Origin of the sequence: Streptococcus sp. GP0011 (assembly GCF_030546305.1) — a bacterium.
Lineage (GTDB): Bacteria > Bacillota > Bacilli > Lactobacillales > Streptococcaceae > Streptococcus.
In genome coordinates, this window is sequence record NZ_JAUONR010000007.1 from 20,077 (window position 1) to 36,595 (window position 16,519).

Consider the following 16,519-nt stretch of genomic DNA (forward strand, 5'->3'; position numbering starts at 1 on the left):
AAAAAAGGAGAACAATATGTTTAAAGCACTAAAAGCAATCAAAAAAATCAAACAACTGCAGAAAGAAATGCACGCTTTCAGCCTTGCGTTTCTAGCTCTACAAGATATGGGCTTGATGCCAGAGACTGAAAGAAGCAAGGCGAAGGCTCAAACAATGCACGATGTAAGCCACGTGCTCAAGGACGTCCTGGACGGCAAGTCGGTAGATGAAGCGATGAAGCGTCTAAATAGCGAAGTGAAAATTGAAGAGGTGGAGCAGGAAGATGAACAGAATTGAACTTGAAAACCGTGTGTGGCTTTTGGCCAACAATGAAGAAAAAAACGAATTGCTGGATCTCGGTTTGACATCTAAAGTTCGATATGTGAAGCGAGTCCTGGAACTAGGGAAGGTGTATGCTCATGTTTGATTATGACAGAGATATGATGCAACCACCCGAAGAGCGAGAAGAACTCGACCCGAGCGAATATGTAGATATCGGATGCGGTCGACGTCGATATGTGGGTGATGAAATATGATCCAGGAACTACACGCAGAAATCGATAACTGGCGGGCTGAATATATTCATCTTGGCCGAGAACTCGGGCAAATTATCAACGACCAACAAGATATTATTTTAAAATTGCAAAACAAAAACAGACGCTTGAAGCGTGAGAATTGGAATCTTAAGAAAACGAAAGGAAGAAAGAAATGACAAACGAATTAGCACAAGCAAAAGGCGCATATTTAACAGACTTACAAAAACTTGACGGAGCAACCTTGAGAAATTTCGTTGACCCAAAACATCAAGCAAGCCCGCAGGAATTGCAGACATTGTTAGCTATTGTTAAAAATCGTAATTTAAACCCGTTCACAAAAGAAGTTTATTTCATTAAATACGGTAACAATCCCGCTCAAATCGTTGTTTCAAAGGACGCCTTCATGAAACGAGCCGAACAAAATCCAAATTATGATGGATTTGAAAGTGGGATCATCTACGAAGATGCAAGCGGAGAATTGAAAAACAAAAAAGGCGTTATATTGCCAAAAAATAGCACTCTAATCGGTGGCTGGTGTGAGGTCTATCGCAAAGACCGAACAAGACCAGTCTATCGTGAAGTAGAGTTGTCAGCATATAACACTGGCAAGAACTGGTGGCAGAAAGCTCCAGGGCAAATGATTGAAAAAGTCGCTATCGTTGCAGCGGTTCGTGATTCATTCTCAGAAGATGTAGGCGGACTCTACACTAGCGAGGAAATGGAGCAAGCAGCACCTATCGATGTAACTCCTCAAGAAAGCCGTGAGGATGTTGTAGCACGCAAGATGACTGAGATTGAGCAATTCAACAAAGAGCAAGAGGCAAATCATGCAGATCCTGAACCTGCTCAAGCTGAGGAGCCAATACAGGGTGAATTGCTAGACGGTGAACTAGAATACTAGGAGGACAACATGCAAGAATTACAGGTAAAAGTAACACAGGCACAGGTTGAAATCGTTGACCGTGATAAATTTGAGCAGAATATCAATGAGGTTGTAACCAAGTATCAAAATTATACGGTTACAGCTGCAACTATCAAGGATGACAAGCAGACGCTTGCCGATCTACGAAAATTAGACAAGCAGGTCTCTGACGAGCGGATCAGGAATAAGAAAGTCTTATCTGAACCAGCTGACGAATTTGACAAGTATATCAATAATGCCATCCAACCGTTAAAAGACATCATTACTAAGATTGCTAGTGATGTCAAAGAATTTGAAGAACATCAAAAGGCCGTCCGAATTGACACTGTCAAAGGCTATCTAGCCAACAAATCGGCTGAGTACATGCTGGACCCTCGTCTCTTTGATGAAAAGGCCCTTGATTATGTAAAAGCTGGCGATTTCATGGCTGACGGCGTGACGCTTAAGAAAGCCACAATGAAATCACTTGACGACATGGTTACATTTGAATTTCAGAAACAGCAAGAATTTGAAAAGGCTAAGTCAGCTATTTCAGGCCTCTGTGCTGAGTACGGCATGACTGACTCACCTTACATCCGACAGCTGAAAGACTTGACTCTTGCTGAGGTCTTTGAACAAATCAAATCTGACTATGAATTTGAAAAACAAAAGGAAGAACTCAGACAAGCTCAAGAACGAGCAGAGCGAGAAAGTCAGGAACTTTTAGCAGTCCAACAAGCCAAACAGCAGGAACAAGCTCCAAAATCAACGGAGACCCCAAATTTTGACCCAGAGACGGGCGAAATATTGGACGGTGGGCGAATCCCCCAAAATGAGCAGAACGCTCTCAGAGGGGCTGAAAATGACCAAAAACGATACACCCAAAAAATGACTTTGGAAGTGTATTTTGTAGACACATCTGAAAAAGACCGTTTCAAGGCTAGTCTTGCGGATTTAGGATTCGAGTACAAGAAGAACTACATCGTCAAAGGCTATCAACGTATTGAACCATTGACGCAAGAAGAACTGGACCAAAAAATCAAATAAATAAACTAACGTGCCGTGAACCACGAAAAAAGCGAACTAGAAAACGTCAATGAAGGTCATGTGACCTTGGACGAGCGACTGTCCGTATTTAGCCAAACTCACACAAAGGCAGTCGCATTTTTTTGAAACGACATGAATGAAATCAAAGAAAAAGCCCTGGCCAAATTGCTAGAGGAATTAAATAAACCACATGATCTTGCACTTGATCGCATTCATAACTGGATTTGTGACCAAAAAGATGAAGAGTTATTCCAGGGCATCCTAAAAGAGCGATACTCTCTGAAATGCGCTCTGAAGTATGCGAAAGAAAAAGCTCGCAAATTTGCTGAAGATGGAGTGGCTTGCATCGATGACGAGACTGTTTTTGGATGGGTTCGAGAATATTTTATCTCGAATTCAAAAGTATCCAACATCGAACAGGTACCCGTTGAGCCAGTCAAAAAGAATAAGGCAGACAAACCAAAAAATCCTCAAGAAGAAAAGGTCGACGTGGCCAAAATCAGAAAAGGCGCAAGACCAGATGATGAAATCATCAAGAAACCTAAAATCAAGAAGGAGAAAGGAGTAGTTGAAGGCCAACTGGACCTTTTTGAAGAACTAGCATGAGCAAGATTAACGAACAATGCAAGCGAGAAGCTGAAAGACGATTGAAACCACCTGCAGATTTTTGGAGATGGTGCTACTCGCAAATCACAACGTACAAATGGAGCAATAAGGACAAGACCATAATCGCTTCAGATTTGAAGCTTGGCCATTGTATCGAAAAACGACTGACAAAGTCGTCACGGCTTACTTTTTATGACAAGACCTACTTTTTCTCCATCATTCTCAGCACCTCGAAACGCATCGAGATTCAATCTTATGAATTTAGCTCGAAGCTGGTCGAAGGAAAACAATTTATTGATTGGCATTTTACGAATTTGGAGCGATTCGAAAATGACAAACATGTGAAGATTGGACAAGATTACAGCGGACAATTTTATCCGTATCTATTCGCTAATTTCTTTAGTGGTGGTTTTTACACAGGAAATATTTTTTATCCAAACAATTGGGAAAAGAGACTTCAAAAAGTATCCGAACTCAAATATTTGGAATTCGATAATATCTATTTTTGGGAAATTGAACGACTTTACAAATATAAGTTTGAAATCGAGTTTGCCCAGAAGATTCATGCTTACAGATTGGCCAACGAAATCATGTTTCCGAATTATAGAATCGGATTTACAAGAACCGTAGACATGCGGACCTTGAACCGTAGATGGCTTCAGAAGAATAAACAATTTTTCAAGAATTCAAATCGCAGCTTTAACGAATTTGAGTTGAGCCGTCGATTAAAAGAACGGAACGGCCAGCTAGTACCTGGTATCGAGTCTTATCTGACTTACCACGATATCAAGCACATACCGAAAGGTGTAGGGATCAATAAGTTCCAAAATTGGATTATCAAGAATAGCATTGAGTTCAATGAATATCTTGATTACCTCAAAATGCTACGAGAAATGGGCATTGAGCCTGAAGGTGATGCTATGCTTGTGCCAAAGGATTTTACGGCCATGCACAATCACACGGTCGGATTATACAATCAATTCGTTGAAGAAAAACGCAAAATGGAAGACAAGAAGAAACGTAAGCAGCTTGAATCTGAGTTTAAACTTAAAAAAGGAATGGATAGAACCATCCACGGTTACGCATTCCATGTCCCTAGAAAAGTGGCCGAGCTGATCTATGAGGGCAAGAAGCTACATCACTGCGTAAGCTCATACACAGACAAGCATTTCAAAGGCGATACTTTGATAGTGTTTGTACGCTTATCAAATCAACCAAAAACACCTCTTTACACACTCGAAGTAAAGCAGGGTAAAATAGTCCAGTTTCGTGGCAAGTATAACCAAGACGTCCCAACCGATGTCTGGGACATAGCCAAAGAATGGATGAAGCAAACAAAATTAGTGCCAAAAGCAGCATAAAGGAGAAAAATAAATGCTAAATAAAATCGATATACCAGGAACAACTATCACACTTGAAATCGTGGACAAGACCATCACGATTACAAACAAAATTGAATATGATATGCAGATGAACTTCAGAAACACAGACGCAGATACCTCTCTTGATACGAGTGGCGACGTGTTCGAGCCTCTCTATTGGCTAGACATCAGGGTAACACCGAAAACGCCGACAGAGTATCATACGAGCCTTGGAGTCAAGAGGGAGAAACGCCACTTGGCCGAGCTTCAGAAGTTCTTTGAATTCGTTGAAGATAATAAGCGCAATCTCTTTGACATTTGTGGTATTAAGGGAGAACTACAATGAAAAATCTGACCTTATCGTTAGACATTTCAACTACTGCGACAGGATGGGCCGTGTTTCACGGCTCTGACCTTGTCCAGAGTGGTGTCTTAAAACATAAGAGCAAGTCATTCTTTGAGCGTGGGCGCTTCATGGCTAGCGAATTGCGAGCCATTCAATCAAGGGCTCTCCAGAAGTACGACTGTCATTTTGAATCGATCGTGGTCGAGAAAAATTCGGTTATGGGACCAAATCAGCAGTCCATGATCAGTATTGGAATTGTAACGGGCATCATCCTTGGACGGTTGATTGCTGACAATGTGTATTTTGTCAACGTGTCTACCTGGCGCAAGTATTGGAAGTTCAGCTATAAAGACCGTAGCAAGAAATCAATGAAGCTGCAGGCAGTTGCTAAGGTTTCCGAGAACTTCGACCTTAACGTCAAAGACGACGAGGCCGATGCAATCCTGATTGGTTCGTATTTTGTAAATTATGGCCAAGAATTCGGAGACCTGGAAAACCACAAGATAATTTAAAGGAGTTGGAAGATGAATGAAAAACAAATAACAGATTTAATCGAAATCCCGCAGTTCGTGGCGGAAATTATCGAGTATTACAAGAAACAGAACGCTACGTTGTATGATGCGCTCAGAGAAAAGAATTTTAATAAACAATACAGTGATTGGTTGCTGAACGAACAGGATGCTTACGACAAAGTCGCTCGAGCGTGGCTGGACGGCTACACAGTTGAGGAGGAGAAAAAATACAAAATAACACTTCTAAACAGAAATGACGGGGACTTATATCTCGTCAACCAAAATGCTGACTTAGCAGATAAATACGGACATTTTTCTCCCGTAGTGCTCCTTTTTACAAAATGCACTAATTTTTCAAAAAAGTGCTACGAACTCACGAAAAAGGAAGTAGTTTCGTATGATTTCGGCTGGGTATTCGATTGCCCAGGAATCAAGATCGAGGAGGTGAAAGATGAGTGATTTTCTAAAGCATATCGGAGGGGTAACATTGATGTTATCAACAGTTGCAGTCGTTTTCCTTGCTGTTTGCGGGCTTATTGAATGGTATTTTACGTGGGTCTTTTCAATTTTTCCAATCAAACCTTATTTAATACCAATCCTGTTAGTACATTCTTTTCTTTTTGGAGGATTGGTATTCCTTGTAGGAAGTTTAGTTGAACTAATCGGTAAAAGGAAATCCAAAAGATAAAATATAGGAGGTCACAGATTGAAACGAAAAAGCATATCTAAAGTCATGAGACAAAAAGTTTTAGATAAGTATGGTGGTCACTGTGCCTATTGTGGCAAGGAATTGGATTTGAAAACTTTAAGAGTGGATCATTTACACCCTCACTATCGAGGCGGAGAAGATAGTTTTGAAAACTATATGCCAGCATGCTATCAATGTAATTTCTATAAATCTACTTTTCTGTTAGAAGAATTTAGGGAGCAGATGTCTACCTTGCACGAAAGAATCACCAAGCCATTCATAGCAAGACTTGGTTTAGATTATGGAATCATTAAAATTGAACCATTCAACGAAAAGTTTTATTTTGAGGAGGTGGAGTGATGGAATTTTTACTTACAAGCACAAGCTGGGGAGTTGAAAATCGAATTCCTAACGCTGTAATTAAAAAATACACAAAAAGAGAAGTTAGAACCTGTTCGACATTTGAAGAATTTGATAAGCGATTTTCTAGGAGAGAAGGCACTTGGCTTTCTAAAGGAGTAAATCATAAAACATCTAAAGGTCGAATACAAAGAGAATTCCCGAACGGCGCAGAGGGGCATTTTATTGAAATCAATTCGATAGAGGAGTTACTAGAATTTCAGAGAGAAGTGAGAAGCGAGCTGATAATTACTTCTGCAAATGATAATGAGTCAATTCCAGCTATTGAAATTTATAACGATTATAGGGAGTAAACATGAAACGATTTATAGCGTTATGGATTGTATTGTCAGCTACTTTGAACATCTGGCAATGTATCCACATTAAAAAATTAGAAGCAAAGCGTCCGATGCTCATCTACAAGGCTGATAACGCAGGCGCAGAAATCAAAGGCAGAGTCGTCCACAAGGAGAAGATTGGCGACCTGCATACAATCACAATACAGAACTACGGCATATTTGTAGTGTCACAAGATAACTACGAATTTTTGAAAATTGGAGATGAGGTGAGGTTATGACAAAAACTATTGAACTACCAGACTATTATGAGCCTGACTGGAAAAATGCAAGGTACGGGTCGTTGGAAGAGCTTAAAGAATTGTTGCTCTTTAAGCGTATTGTGAAATGGGATAAGGACTTTCTGCTACTTGAAGACGGAACAAAGGTCACTATTGAAATGTCTGAAAGTGATTGCTGTGCCTCAGCAGGTGGGGAGTTCCGAGATGTATCACTTGACGCTGTGATTACTGATGTCGAAATTGGAGAACAGGAAGAAATCCCCGACCATTGGGGAGCTGGTTATAAAAATAAAGTAACCATCTTCCACAATCAAAATCCTGTAGCTATTGCCGACTGCGAAGCAGAGCATAACGGTTATTATTACAGCGTAGGTTCTTTAGTGATTGGTGATATTCATTTCCCAGTTGTTGATGCTTAGGAGGATAAAAAATGAGACCAAAAAGATACCCCTATTCAGGAAGAAAGGGCCAAGTGAAGTCAGCTAAAGCAGACTTGCCTGATCTTGTAGTCTTTCCTAACGTATCCTTTAGAAAAGAATTACTCAAACACGTTTTCTCAGTTGTCAAACAACATGACAACGCTACAATCATTTATTTTAGAGTCCCAAAAGTATTCGGGCTTGGATACGACGAGGAAAGAGCAAAGGTCGCTCTGAAATATGAGGAGACTATCAAGATACTCAATAGCTACTAAAACAAAAAAGCCAAGACACTCTCTGCCTCGGCTATAATCTCAATAATATTATTATATCACAAAGGAGACAGAGAGTGAATAAGGCTAAAGAGCTCTTGAAAGAGTTGCAGGATCTGGACATGGACATCCAAAGCCGTATAGATGAAATCAATGAGCTTGAGGCGGGTTTGCTCTCAAGCCCCAAGTGGACTGACGTCAAAGTCCAAGGCGGACAGACTAGAAAAGTTGATGATGTCTATACCCAGCTTGTAGTGATGAAACAGGCTATAGAACAGGATACCAAAGAAGTTATTAACAGGAAACTTGAATTAGGTAGAATGATCAACAGACTTAAAAATCCAAAGAGCAGATCTATTCTCAGGATGACTTACATTACTAAGACCTACATTGAGGATATTTGCGACAATTTGAGAATTAGTAAGGCAACTTATTACAGATTACGCAAACAGGCTGAGTCTGAATTAGAGGAGACTATCATAGACAAAGTGAGCTAAAGTGAGTGCGCATGAAGTCTAAAATCTGTTAAAATGGTAGTATCAAGAATTAAAGCAAAGGCACCTTAGGCAACCGCCTAGAAAAGCTTCTGAAAAACTGCTGGCTTGGGTTACCAGTGGCGATAGAGTAGGATGTTTTAATATCGCAAAAAGACTACAAAAAATAAAAAAGAAAAAGTAATTTCTAATTAACACGCAAGGTAGTAGTCGCCTTGAAGTTGGGATATAGCTCAAGTGGTAGAGCGGTAGACTTTTAATCTATTGGTTGCAGGTTCGAGCCCTGTTATCCTGATTCACAGAGTTGGCTGTGAAAACAAAGTCAAAGGACTATATAACCCGAAAAACACATATCGTTCAGATGTGTGTTTTTTGGTTAGAGGAGGAAGAAGTGAAGATAATTGATAAACCATTAGAATGGTTGACTCCTTATGAAAATAACCCAAGAAATAATGATAAAGCAGTAGAACCAGTCGCTAACTCAATTAGAGAGTTTGGTTTTAAAGTTCCAATCGTAGCAACTAAAGACGGAGAAATCATCAACGGTCACACACGCTATAAAGCTGCACGATTTTTGAAACTAAAAACCGTACCAGTCTTAATCGCAGATGACCTTTCAGATGAACAAATAAAAGCGTTCAGGCTTGCTGATAATAAAGTAGGCGAGATTGCCGAGTGGGACACAGAATTGCTCTACGCAGAACTTGAAAGTGTCGAGGGATTAGACATGACTATGTTTGGTTTCGAAGATATCGATTACTCTTTGGACGACTTCGAGGAATCTGAGGATCCAGAAGAAGCTATAGAGTCCTCTCAAGAGGAAGAGACAGGCATAGAGCATGGAGATATCTTCCAGTTAGGTCGTCACCGTTTAATGTGCGGAGATAGCACATCAGTTGAGGATATGGCGCAACTAATTGACGGAGAAGCGATTGACCTCTATGTAACCGACCCGCCATACAATGTAGCTTACCAAGGTGGAACAGAGGAAGCTATGACAATCCTAAACGACAGCATGGACGATGTCAGTTTTAGGCAGTTTCTAAGAGACGCATTCGCAGTCGCAAACAACCACTTGAAACCAGGAGGAGCGTTCTATATCTGGCACGCAGATTCTGAAGGTTTGAATTTTAGAGCGGCAGTCAAAGAGACAGGTTGGTTATTGAAACAGTCTATTATCTGGGTCAAGAATGCTATTGTGTTAGGTCGTCAAGACTACCAATGGAAACATGAACCTTGTTTGTATGGGTGGAAAGATGGAGCGAGCCATTACTTTGTAGACAATCGCTCACTAGCCACGGTCATTGAAGAGGACGAAGAAAACCTAAAAGAAATGACAAAGAGCGAGCTAATCTCTTATATCAAGACTATGCAAGAAACTACTCCGACCACTATCTTTTACGAAGATAAGCCAGTTAGAAACGATATCCATCCGACCATGAAGCCTCTGAAACTTATTGCTAGATGTATTTTGAATTCCAGCAAAAAAGGCGACAGAGTACTGGACAGCTTCAATGGTGGAGGTTCTACTCTCATGGTTTGTGAGAAGTCAGATCGTATTTACTACGGCATGGAACTTGATCCGATCTACGTCGCACGGACGATTAGGCGCTGGGAAGAAGAGACAGGGCTTACTGCTGAAAAAGTGAACTAAATTATTTAAAAAGTAAGGAAGTGAGGCGATGGCTAATGAGCAAAATTTGATAAAAAATTCAGAACGAACTCCGAGCGAACGCCGAAAAAATGCAAAAAAAGCAGGAGAAGCTTCAGGCAAAGCTCGTAGAAAAAAAGCGAACCTGAAAAAGGCTTTTGAAACGATTCTACAAGCCGAAGTTGCAAGCCCAAACGTGAAGAAGCAACTCGAAGAGCTAGGCTTCGACTCGACCAACGAAATGGCCCTGGCTATGGTCATGATGCAGAAGGCTATGAAAGGGAATGTCCGAGCTTTTGAACAAATTAGCAAGTTGACGACAACAGATGCGAAGGACGCCCTTGATAAGAAGGAACAAAAAGCACGTATCAAGCGTCTTGAATTGGATAATAAGAAACGAGAGCAAGAGCTTTCAGGCTCCAAGTCCGATACTGGGCTTATGGAGTCTCTACTTGAAGCTGTGAAGGGTGGTGATGAGGTTGAAGATTGATTTTTCAAACAAACAACTCAACATCATTCGTAGACCGTTCAACTATGAGCTTGAGGTCAACGAGGGCACGCCTCGAAGTGGTAAGACAACCGCTGGTCATTTCAGATATGCAAGATATTTGATTGAGTCGCCAGACGAGAACCATCTTATCGCTGCATACAACCAAGAACAAGCTTATCGTTTATTCATTGATGGTGACGGTACGGGTTTAATGTACATATTCGATGGGAATTGCAAAATCAGGCATGATGAGCACGGAGACCACCTCTTAATTGATACGCCCAACGGAACCAAGCGTGTCTATTACAAAGGGGGCGGTAAAGCCAACAGTGTAGGTGCTATCACTGGTATGTCGCTAGGCTCGGTAGTTTTTTGTGAAATTAACCTACTGAACATGGACTTTATCCAGGAGGCATTCAGACGGACGTGGGCCGCTAAACTACGCTATCATCTAGCTGACCTTAACCCTCCAGCTCCACAGCATCCAGTTATTAAGGATGTATTTGATGTCCAGAACACACGCTGGACCCATTGGACCATGGACGACAATCCGATTCTGTCTGAAGAGCGTAAGCAGTCTATTATTCAATCGCTGAAGAAAAACCCTTATCTCTACAAGAGAGACGTACTTGGTCAGAGGGTGATGCCTCAGGGCGTTATATATGGCCTATTTGACCTCGAGAAGAACATCAAGGACAATTTGGTAGGCGAACCTATGGAAATGTATTTCAACGGCGATGGTGGGCAATCTGACGCCACCTCGATGTCTTGTAACATCGTTACTAAGCATAGAGAGGACGGCAGAACATTTTTTAGGCTCAATCGTGTAGCTCATTACTATCATAGCGGTGCTGAGACCGGCCAAGTAAAGGCTATGTCTACCTATGCAGTCGAGCTTCGAGCGTTCATTCAGTGGTGTGTTAGCAAGTATCAAATGCGCTATACCGATGTCTGGATTGACCCAGCATGTAGATCCTTACGAGAGGAATTGCACAAGCTAGGCATTCAGACAAGAGGGGCTTTGAATAATGCCCACGATGTGAGTAGCAAGGCGAAGGGTATCGAGGTAGGGATTGAACGTGGCCAGAACATTATATCTTCAGGTCAGTTCTTGCTTATCAATCACTCTGAGGAAGAGTACGACCATTACTATTTCTTAAAAGAGATAGGTCTTTATAGTCGAGATGATAACGGACGGCCAATTGATAAAGACAACCACGCAATGGACGAGTTCAGATATAGTGTGAACGTATTCTATAAGCGTTACGCTAATTTTTAGCAATAAGGAGCCGATAAATGGGCATTATTCAATTTGTCAAAAATCTATTGAAGAGAGGACAGTACGCAATGACTACAGAAAGTCTAGCAAGTATCACAGACCATCCTAAAATCGCAGTGACAAGCGCAGAGTATCGTCGGATCAACGAGAACCTAAGATACTATCAGAGCAACATCGAGAAGATAACATACACGAATTCGGACGGTATCAAGAAACAAAGAGAAGCGACTCATTTGCCAATCGCTCGGACCGCTGCCAAAAAGATTGCCAGTCTGGTCTTTAACGAGCAGGCTTCGATTAAATTGGACGATAAAGAAGCAAATACATTCATTCAAGAAACATTGAAGAATGACCGCTTCAATAAGAATTTTGAACGCTATCTTGAGAGTTGTTTAGCCCTGGGCGGTCTTGCTATGAGGCCTTACGTGGATAATGGACGAGTGCGAGTGTCATTCATTCAAGCGCCAGTCTTTTTACCACTTCAATCTAACACGCAAGACATTTCAAGCGCTGCTATTGTTACTAAAACGATTAAAGCTTCAGGTCAGAAGAACATCTACTACACCTTGATTGAGTTTCACGAGTGGTCTAATGACGGTAAGTATATTATTTCAAACGAGCTATACAGGTCTGAAAGCTCTGAACAAGTAGGTGGGCGTGTGCCTCTAGCTGAAGTCTACGAGGATCTAGAAGAACAAGTTGAACTTGACGGTCTAACAAGACCGCTTTTTTCATACTTAAAACCTCCAGGGATGAACAACAAGGACATCAATTCTCCTTTAGGCTTGTCTATCTTCGATAATGCCAAGAGCACGATTGATTTCATCAATACGACCTATGACGAGTTCAAGTGGGAAGTCAAGATGGGCCAACGTCGAGTCGCAGTTCCTGAGAACCTCACAGAGACTCGCATGGTCAATCATGACGGAGACGTCCAGCTTGTCAAGCGTTTCGATACAGAGCAAAACGTCTACTTACGCTTATCTACTAACGACATGGATGGCGGAAGCATCACAGACCTGACGACAGCAATTCGGGCAGATGATTACATCAAGACCATCAACGAAGGCCTAGCGCTTTTTGAAATGCTTCTAGGTGTATCAGCCGGAATGTTTACATTTGATGGGCAGAGCTTGAAGACTGCGACCGAGGTTGTTTCTGAAAACTCAGACACCTACCAAATGAGAAACAGCATTGTGAGTCTGGTCGAGCAATCGTTGAAAGAACTCATTATCTCAATCTGTGAGCTTGGGAGCCTTTATGGATTGTATAGCGGTCCTATTCCTCAAATGGAGAAGATTGCAATCAATCTGGATGATGGTGTTTTTACTGACAAGAACAATGAGCTTGACTATTGGACTAAGGCTTTGGCCAGTGGCATTGTCAGCAAGGCTCATGCTATCCAGAAAGCATTCAACATGTCAGAGCTTGACGCCAAGAAAATGATTCAGGCAATCAATCAGGAAACGATGGACACGGCTAACAGTCAGCGAACACAAGAGGATATTGATATCTATGGAGAATGATTAAATGAACCTAATTCAACATCTAAGGTCGTTTATAGGACTTGAAAGCCCCTCACTAGGACGGAGAATACTAGCAAAAAAAATGGTAGAAGGAATAGAAGAGGCTATCCATGGTAAAAAAGAAGAGACCACCAATCCAATTCAATGACGAGCAACTGCTACTTCAAGCAAGCAATGTCGCAGACATCTACCATCAGTTAGCCTTGGATTTGTTTGACAACGTGGTCGAACGTGTGACTGAACGTGGCACGGTCTATCTTGATAAGCAACCGTATATCTGGCAACTTGAGAAGATGCAACAGATGCACCTGCTGAACGAGGATAACCTGAAGCTAATCTCTAAATACTCTGGAGTCGCTGAAGAGCAATTACGTCACATTGTCGAGAATGAAGGCCTGAAGCTATACACAGACACGAAGCAACAGCTCATGGAAGACTTAGGCCGTGGATCTGCAGGAAACAGCAATCACATTCAAGAAATTCTTGCTGATTATGCCAGTCAAGCTATAGGAGACCTTAATAACCTTATTAACACAACGCTGCCAAAAGCCGTCATAGGTGCTTATCAAGGTATTGTGGAGCAATCTGTCGCTAGAGTAGTCACAGGCTTGTCAACGGCTGATAAGGCTATCTCTGACACGGTCATGAAGTGGCAAGAGAAAGGGTTTCAAGGTTTCAAGGACAGCGCTGGGCGTAACTGGAAAATTGACAATTATGCTCGGACAGTTATCAAGACGACAACCTATCGAACTTATCGAGAAATGCGAACGAGACCAGCGGAAGAGCTGGGCATTGATACCTTTTACTTTTCAAAGAAAGCATCAGCGAGAGAAATGTGCGCTCCTTTGCAACATCAGATAGTCACGACTGGTCACGCTAGAACCGAGCATGGCGAGAAGATTCTTGCTTTGTCAGACTACGGCTACGGCCGTCCAGAAGGTTGTTTGGGTATTAACTGCGGTCACATGCTGACACCGTTCATTCCAGGAGCCAATTATAAGCCCGATTTGGGCGAGGATGTGGCAGAGGTTACGCCAGAGAAAGCAGAAGAAAATGCCAACGCAGAAGCTAAACAGAGAGCGCTAGAACGGTCTATCAGGGCTAACAAGGAAAAACTTCACGTCGCTGAGAAATTGGGCGATAAAGAACTGATAGACAAGTACAAGAGCAAAATAGGTACTCAGAACGCTGCTTTGAAAGACTACGTTGATAAGCACCCCTTCCTGAAACGTAATGAGGCAAGAGAAAAACTCTTCAAGAAAAACGAAAAACCAGCAAGCGTTGAACCTGCTGGCAATAAGTCTTACGTTTCTGTAAAAGAGAAATGGCTATCAAATGTAGATCCTAGCAAAGCTAAGGTCTCAGAAATGAATTTCTGGGAACATAACGGCCAGAAATATCAAGTTGATGGAAAACATGTAGTACTAGATTATTCTCGAAAAGAGAAAGAAGTAGGAGAATGGTTATCTAAAACGTTTGGGAAACATGTTCAAATGGCGCCAAGAGTTAATTATCCAAAAGATATCCCTACTCCTGACTATTTGATTGATGGTATGAAATTTGATTTAAAAGAGATTTCTGGAAGCGGGAAGAATGTTTTTGATAATGCATCGAAAAAAGCGAAGGAACAAGCTGAAAATATTGTGTTTGATATCACTAATACTCCGCTAGCTGAACAAGAAATCTCAAATAGGTTAGAAGAAATCTATAAGTCTGGTCGTCGAGGGTTAAATATAGCCGTACTGAAGAAATCAGATGAGTTGATTGATATTTTAGAACCAAAAGAAAAATAGAGGTGTCCCACCTCCTACCGCAGAATGAACTGTTTCAAGGGGAGATGGAAAACCTCTATTTACTAACTAAATTATAACTTATAATGCGCTTTTTTTCAAGAAGAAAGGGGAGAAAAATGAAATACCGTAAAAAACCTGTAGTAATTGAGGCGGTTCAACTTAATGAACGTTGTTTGATTGAAGAAGATTGGTTTTGGGACGCAGTGACAAGGAATGAGATTATCATTCACGATAATTGCAAGTGGAATAAAAACCCAGCATGGTGTGAGATTAAAACACTTGAGGGTGTTATGGTCGCAAAAACAGGCGATTATATAATCAAAGGAGTTCAAGGCGAGTTTTATCCATGCAAGCCTGATATTTTTGCAGAAACATATGAAAAAACGGAGGAATGAAATGTTAGAAAAAGCAAAACAATTGGCATCACAAGAATTTTAGCGCTTATCAGATCGTGAAATCAAAGCGGAAGACTGCTTTGTAGTTTGGTTTAGCAAGACCCTTCAAAACTGGAAAGCTCTTGTTAGTACGAACAAAATTACATCAAGCGAGCCTTGTGGAGATTATGCAGGAATCACGCATAATGGAGACAAGAAAGAGACTTACGTGGATGTTTATACTAAAGTCTCAAATCGTGCCATTAAAGATTAGGAGGTGATCCAGAGTCTTGACTTGCAGGAATAGACTGCTATAAATCACTGTAAATTGCTATAAACTGGTATTTTTGATCAGTTTTTTTCGGAAGAAAGGAAAACAAAAAAATGGAAGATTGGCAAAGACGTTTTATCGATGAATACAATGCGCTTAAGGATAAATATACAAAATTACACAAAATGATTGTGAAATACGAAGCTGGTACGCTCAATTTTGAACCAAAATGCTCAATTGAAGTTTTAAAAAATCAAAAGTGCGCCATGGGTCAGTATTTATACTGGCTAGAAATTCGATCAGAAATCGAAGGAATCGAATTATAAAACTAACCGCGTCAAATTCGATGCGGTTTTTTTGCTTGCCTTTATCCGCAGGCGGTAAAGAACGGAAGATAATACCTAATTTTAGGAGGACGGAAGAATGGCAGAAGACATTCAAACAACTGACCAGCCAGTCAACGCTGGAGAAACCACTGAGTCACAAACTCAAGAGCAACCTGTCAAGACTTTCACTCAAGATGAAGTGACTGGTCTTGTAGCTAAAGAGTCAAAGAAAGCGCAAGAGAAAATCTTCAAAAGCCTAGGATTTGAGGATGTCAAAAGCGCTAAAGAAGGACTTCAACAACTCAAAGAGTGGAAAGATTCACAAAAGAGCGAGGCTGAGAAACAGTCAGAAGCGCTTGTTGCTAAAGAGAAAGAGTTAGAAAATGCTTTATCAGATAAGAAGAACCTGGAAGCGAAACTATCAGCTCTGACTTTGGGAGTAAATGCTGAGTCTGTTGACGATGTCATCACTCTATCAGCTCGCTTGGTATCCGACGAGGTGTCTATTGAAGATGCTATTGGCCAAGTATTGCAGAAATATCCTCAGTTTGGTCGCACAGAGCAAGCCGAGGAGAAAAAGCCGACATTTTCGGCCGGAGGAAATCCAACGGCTGGAACGAACCAAGAAGATGCCTTTTTAAAGGCTCTCGGACTAAATAATTAACAGGAGA

General features: G+C 41.3%; 26 protein-coding genes and 1 tRNA gene. All 27 read left to right on the plus strand.

Annotated features, from left to right (window positions below; genetic code table 11):
- Positions 1 to 16 precede the first annotated feature (16 nt).
- Positions 17 to 277, plus strand: coding sequence for a hypothetical protein (locus Q4443_RS08035; RefSeq protein ID WP_247954840.1), 261 nt, complete (start codon positions 17 to 19; stop codon positions 275 to 277).
- Complete coding sequence (locus Q4443_RS08040; RefSeq protein WP_192831372.1) at positions 264 to 407, plus strand: hypothetical protein; 144 nt, start codon at positions 264 to 266, stop codon at positions 405 to 407. Before Q4443_RS08035 ends, Q4443_RS08040 begins: the two co-directional genes overlap by 14 nt.
- A gap of 105 nt (positions 408 to 512) precedes the next feature.
- Positions 513 to 692 (plus strand): hypothetical protein, encoded by a 180-nt coding sequence (locus tag Q4443_RS08045; RefSeq protein WP_303408239.1) that lies wholly within the window; start codon positions 513 to 515, stop codon positions 690 to 692.
- Positions 689 to 1,417, plus strand: a complete 729-nt coding sequence (bet, locus tag Q4443_RS08050; RefSeq protein WP_303408240.1) for a phage recombination protein Bet — start codon at positions 689 to 691, stop codon at positions 1,415 to 1,417. The genes Q4443_RS08045 and bet overlap by 4 nt, the downstream gene beginning before the upstream one ends.
- A 9-nt stretch (positions 1,418 to 1,426) precedes the next feature.
- On the plus strand, positions 1,427 to 2,464 hold the full coding sequence (locus tag Q4443_RS08055; protein ID WP_303408241.1) for a DUF1351 domain-containing protein: 1,038 nt from the start codon (positions 1,427 to 1,429) through the stop codon (positions 2,462 to 2,464).
- Between the two features lie 132 nt (positions 2,465 to 2,596).
- Positions 2,597 to 3,070: a Cas9 inhibitor AcrIIA9 family protein gene (locus tag Q4443_RS08060; RefSeq protein ID WP_303408242.1), complete on the plus strand. Its 474-nt coding sequence runs from the start codon at positions 2,597 to 2,599 to the stop codon at positions 3,068 to 3,070.
- A complete protein-coding gene (locus tag Q4443_RS08065; RefSeq protein WP_303408243.1) occupies positions 3,067 to 4,431 on the plus strand; it encodes a PcfJ domain-containing protein in 1,365 nt (454 codons plus the stop codon). Before Q4443_RS08060 ends, Q4443_RS08065 begins: the two co-directional genes overlap by 4 nt.
- 13 nt (positions 4,432 to 4,444) lie before the next feature.
- On the plus strand, positions 4,445 to 4,777 hold the full coding sequence (locus Q4443_RS08070; protein ID WP_303408244.1) for a hypothetical protein: 333 nt from the start codon (positions 4,445 to 4,447) through the stop codon (positions 4,775 to 4,777).
- Positions 4,774 to 5,289, plus strand: coding sequence for a hypothetical protein (locus Q4443_RS08075; RefSeq protein ID WP_303408245.1), 516 nt, complete (start codon positions 4,774 to 4,776; stop codon positions 5,287 to 5,289). Before Q4443_RS08070 ends, Q4443_RS08075 begins: the two co-directional genes overlap by 4 nt.
- 12 nt (positions 5,290 to 5,301) lie before the next feature.
- Positions 5,302 to 5,748: a DUF1642 domain-containing protein gene (locus Q4443_RS08080; protein WP_303408246.1), complete on the plus strand. Its 447-nt coding sequence runs from the start codon at positions 5,302 to 5,304 to the stop codon at positions 5,746 to 5,748.
- Complete coding sequence (locus tag Q4443_RS08085; protein ID WP_206284478.1) at positions 5,741 to 5,977, plus strand: hypothetical protein; 237 nt, start codon at positions 5,741 to 5,743, stop codon at positions 5,975 to 5,977. The genes Q4443_RS08080 and Q4443_RS08085 overlap by 8 nt, the downstream gene beginning before the upstream one ends.
- Positions 5,978 to 5,995: 18 nt before the next feature.
- A complete protein-coding gene (locus Q4443_RS08090) occupies positions 5,996 to 6,337 on the plus strand; it encodes an HNH endonuclease (protein WP_241007414.1) in 342 nt (113 codons plus the stop codon).
- Positions 6,337 to 6,690 (plus strand): hypothetical protein, encoded by a 354-nt coding sequence (locus Q4443_RS08095; RefSeq protein ID WP_206284479.1) that lies wholly within the window; start codon positions 6,337 to 6,339, stop codon positions 6,688 to 6,690. The genes Q4443_RS08090 and Q4443_RS08095 overlap by 1 nt, the downstream gene beginning before the upstream one ends.
- A 2-nt stretch (positions 6,691 to 6,692) precedes the next feature.
- A complete protein-coding gene (locus Q4443_RS08100) occupies positions 6,693 to 6,953 on the plus strand; it encodes a DUF1372 family protein (protein WP_303408247.1) in 261 nt (86 codons plus the stop codon).
- Positions 6,950 to 7,372, plus strand: coding sequence for a hypothetical protein (locus Q4443_RS08105; RefSeq protein ID WP_303408248.1), 423 nt, complete (start codon positions 6,950 to 6,952; stop codon positions 7,370 to 7,372). The genes Q4443_RS08100 and Q4443_RS08105 overlap by 4 nt, the downstream gene beginning before the upstream one ends.
- A gap of 11 nt (positions 7,373 to 7,383) precedes the next feature.
- On the plus strand, positions 7,384 to 7,647 hold the full coding sequence (locus Q4443_RS08110; protein WP_303408249.1) for a hypothetical protein: 264 nt from the start codon (positions 7,384 to 7,386) through the stop codon (positions 7,645 to 7,647).
- A gap of 74 nt (positions 7,648 to 7,721) precedes the next feature.
- Positions 7,722 to 8,141 carry a DUF1492 domain-containing protein gene (locus Q4443_RS08115; protein ID WP_303408250.1) on the plus strand — a complete coding sequence of 140 codons (420 nt, stop codon included), beginning with the start codon at positions 7,722 to 7,724 and terminating at the stop codon, positions 8,139 to 8,141.
- Positions 8,142 to 8,360: 219 nt separating this feature from the next.
- Positions 8,361 to 8,433, plus strand: a tRNA-Lys gene (locus tag Q4443_RS08120).
- Between the two features lie 96 nt (positions 8,434 to 8,529).
- Positions 8,530 to 9,792, plus strand: a complete 1,263-nt coding sequence (locus tag Q4443_RS08125) for a DNA modification methylase (protein WP_303408251.1) — start codon at positions 8,530 to 8,532, stop codon at positions 9,790 to 9,792.
- Positions 9,793 to 9,820: 28 nt separating this feature from the next.
- Positions 9,821 to 10,279, plus strand: coding sequence for a stress-induced protein (locus Q4443_RS08130; RefSeq protein WP_303408252.1), 459 nt, complete (start codon positions 9,821 to 9,823; stop codon positions 10,277 to 10,279).
- Positions 10,263 to 11,558 (plus strand): PBSX family phage terminase large subunit, encoded by a 1,296-nt coding sequence (locus Q4443_RS08135; RefSeq protein WP_303408253.1) that lies wholly within the window; start codon positions 10,263 to 10,265, stop codon positions 11,556 to 11,558. Before Q4443_RS08130 ends, Q4443_RS08135 begins: the two co-directional genes overlap by 17 nt.
- Before the next feature lie 17 nt (positions 11,559 to 11,575).
- On the plus strand, positions 11,576 to 13,084 hold the full coding sequence (locus Q4443_RS08140) for a phage portal protein (protein ID WP_303408254.1): 1,509 nt from the start codon (positions 11,576 to 11,578) through the stop codon (positions 13,082 to 13,084).
- A 110-nt stretch (positions 13,085 to 13,194) separates the two neighbouring features.
- On the plus strand, positions 13,195 to 14,877 hold the full coding sequence (locus tag Q4443_RS08145; protein WP_303408255.1) for a phage minor capsid protein: 1,683 nt from the start codon (positions 13,195 to 13,197) through the stop codon (positions 14,875 to 14,877).
- Between the two features lie 116 nt (positions 14,878 to 14,993).
- Positions 14,994 to 15,272: a hypothetical protein gene (locus tag Q4443_RS08150; protein ID WP_303408256.1), complete on the plus strand. Its 279-nt coding sequence runs from the start codon at positions 14,994 to 14,996 to the stop codon at positions 15,270 to 15,272.
- Positions 15,273 to 15,333: 61 nt separating this feature from the next.
- Positions 15,334 to 15,525, plus strand: coding sequence for a DUF6275 family protein (locus tag Q4443_RS08155; protein ID WP_303408299.1), 192 nt, complete (start codon positions 15,334 to 15,336; stop codon positions 15,523 to 15,525).
- 110 nt (positions 15,526 to 15,635) lie between these two features.
- Entirely contained in the window at positions 15,636 to 15,848 is a 213-nt protein-coding gene (locus Q4443_RS08160; RefSeq protein ID WP_303408257.1) for a hypothetical protein, read from the plus strand.
- A 97-nt stretch (positions 15,849 to 15,945) separates the two neighbouring features.
- Positions 15,946 to 16,512: a hypothetical protein gene (locus Q4443_RS08165; protein WP_303408258.1), complete on the plus strand. Its 567-nt coding sequence runs from the start codon at positions 15,946 to 15,948 to the stop codon at positions 16,510 to 16,512.
- Positions 16,513 to 16,519 lie beyond the last annotated feature (7 nt).

Coding starts and splice junctions, on each gene's coding strand:
- Q4443_RS08100 (WP_303408247.1), top strand. CDS start 6,693: ATGAAACGATTTATAGCGTTATGGATTGTATTGTCAGCTACTTTGAAC.
- Q4443_RS08105 (WP_303408248.1), top strand. CDS start 6,950: ATGACAAAAACTATTGAACTACCAGACTATTATGAGCCTGACTGGAAA.
- Q4443_RS08060 (WP_303408242.1), top strand. CDS start 2,597: ATGAATGAAATCAAAGAAAAAGCCCTGGCCAAATTGCTAGAGGAATTA.
- Q4443_RS08140 (WP_303408254.1), top strand. CDS start 11,576: ATGGGCATTATTCAATTTGTCAAAAATCTATTGAAGAGAGGACAGTAC.
- Q4443_RS08055 (WP_303408241.1), top strand. CDS start 1,427: ATGCAAGAATTACAGGTAAAAGTAACACAGGCACAGGTTGAAATCGTT.
- Q4443_RS08160 (WP_303408257.1), top strand. CDS start 15,636: ATGGAAGATTGGCAAAGACGTTTTATCGATGAATACAATGCGCTTAAG.
- Q4443_RS08080 (WP_303408246.1), top strand. CDS start 5,302: ATGAATGAAAAACAAATAACAGATTTAATCGAAATCCCGCAGTTCGTG.
- Q4443_RS08085 (WP_206284478.1), top strand. CDS start 5,741: ATGAGTGATTTTCTAAAGCATATCGGAGGGGTAACATTGATGTTATCA.
- Q4443_RS08135 (WP_303408253.1), top strand. CDS start 10,263: ATGAGGTTGAAGATTGATTTTTCAAACAAACAACTCAACATCATTCGT.
- Q4443_RS08045 (WP_303408239.1), top strand. CDS start 513: ATGATCCAGGAACTACACGCAGAAATCGATAACTGGCGGGCTGAATAT.
- Q4443_RS08150 (WP_303408256.1), top strand. CDS start 14,994: ATGAAATACCGTAAAAAACCTGTAGTAATTGAGGCGGTTCAACTTAAT.
- Q4443_RS08065 (WP_303408243.1), top strand. CDS start 3,067: ATGAGCAAGATTAACGAACAATGCAAGCGAGAAGCTGAAAGACGATTG.
- Q4443_RS08040 (WP_192831372.1), top strand. CDS start 264: ATGAACAGAATTGAACTTGAAAACCGTGTGTGGCTTTTGGCCAACAAT.
- Q4443_RS08070 (WP_303408244.1), top strand. CDS start 4,445: ATGCTAAATAAAATCGATATACCAGGAACAACTATCACACTTGAAATC.
- bet (WP_303408240.1), top strand. CDS start 689: ATGACAAACGAATTAGCACAAGCAAAAGGCGCATATTTAACAGACTTA.
- Q4443_RS08095 (WP_206284479.1), top strand. CDS start 6,337: ATGGAATTTTTACTTACAAGCACAAGCTGGGGAGTTGAAAATCGAATT.
- Q4443_RS08130 (WP_303408252.1), top strand. CDS start 9,821: ATGGCTAATGAGCAAAATTTGATAAAAAATTCAGAACGAACTCCGAGC.
- Q4443_RS08145 (WP_303408255.1), top strand. CDS start 13,195: ATGGTAAAAAAGAAGAGACCACCAATCCAATTCAATGACGAGCAACTG.
- Q4443_RS08075 (WP_303408245.1), top strand. CDS start 4,774: ATGAAAAATCTGACCTTATCGTTAGACATTTCAACTACTGCGACAGGA.
- Q4443_RS08035 (WP_247954840.1), top strand. CDS start 17: ATGTTTAAAGCACTAAAAGCAATCAAAAAAATCAAACAACTGCAGAAA.
- Q4443_RS08165 (WP_303408258.1), top strand. CDS start 15,946: ATGGCAGAAGACATTCAAACAACTGACCAGCCAGTCAACGCTGGAGAA.
- Q4443_RS08110 (WP_303408249.1), top strand. CDS start 7,384: ATGAGACCAAAAAGATACCCCTATTCAGGAAGAAAGGGCCAAGTGAAG.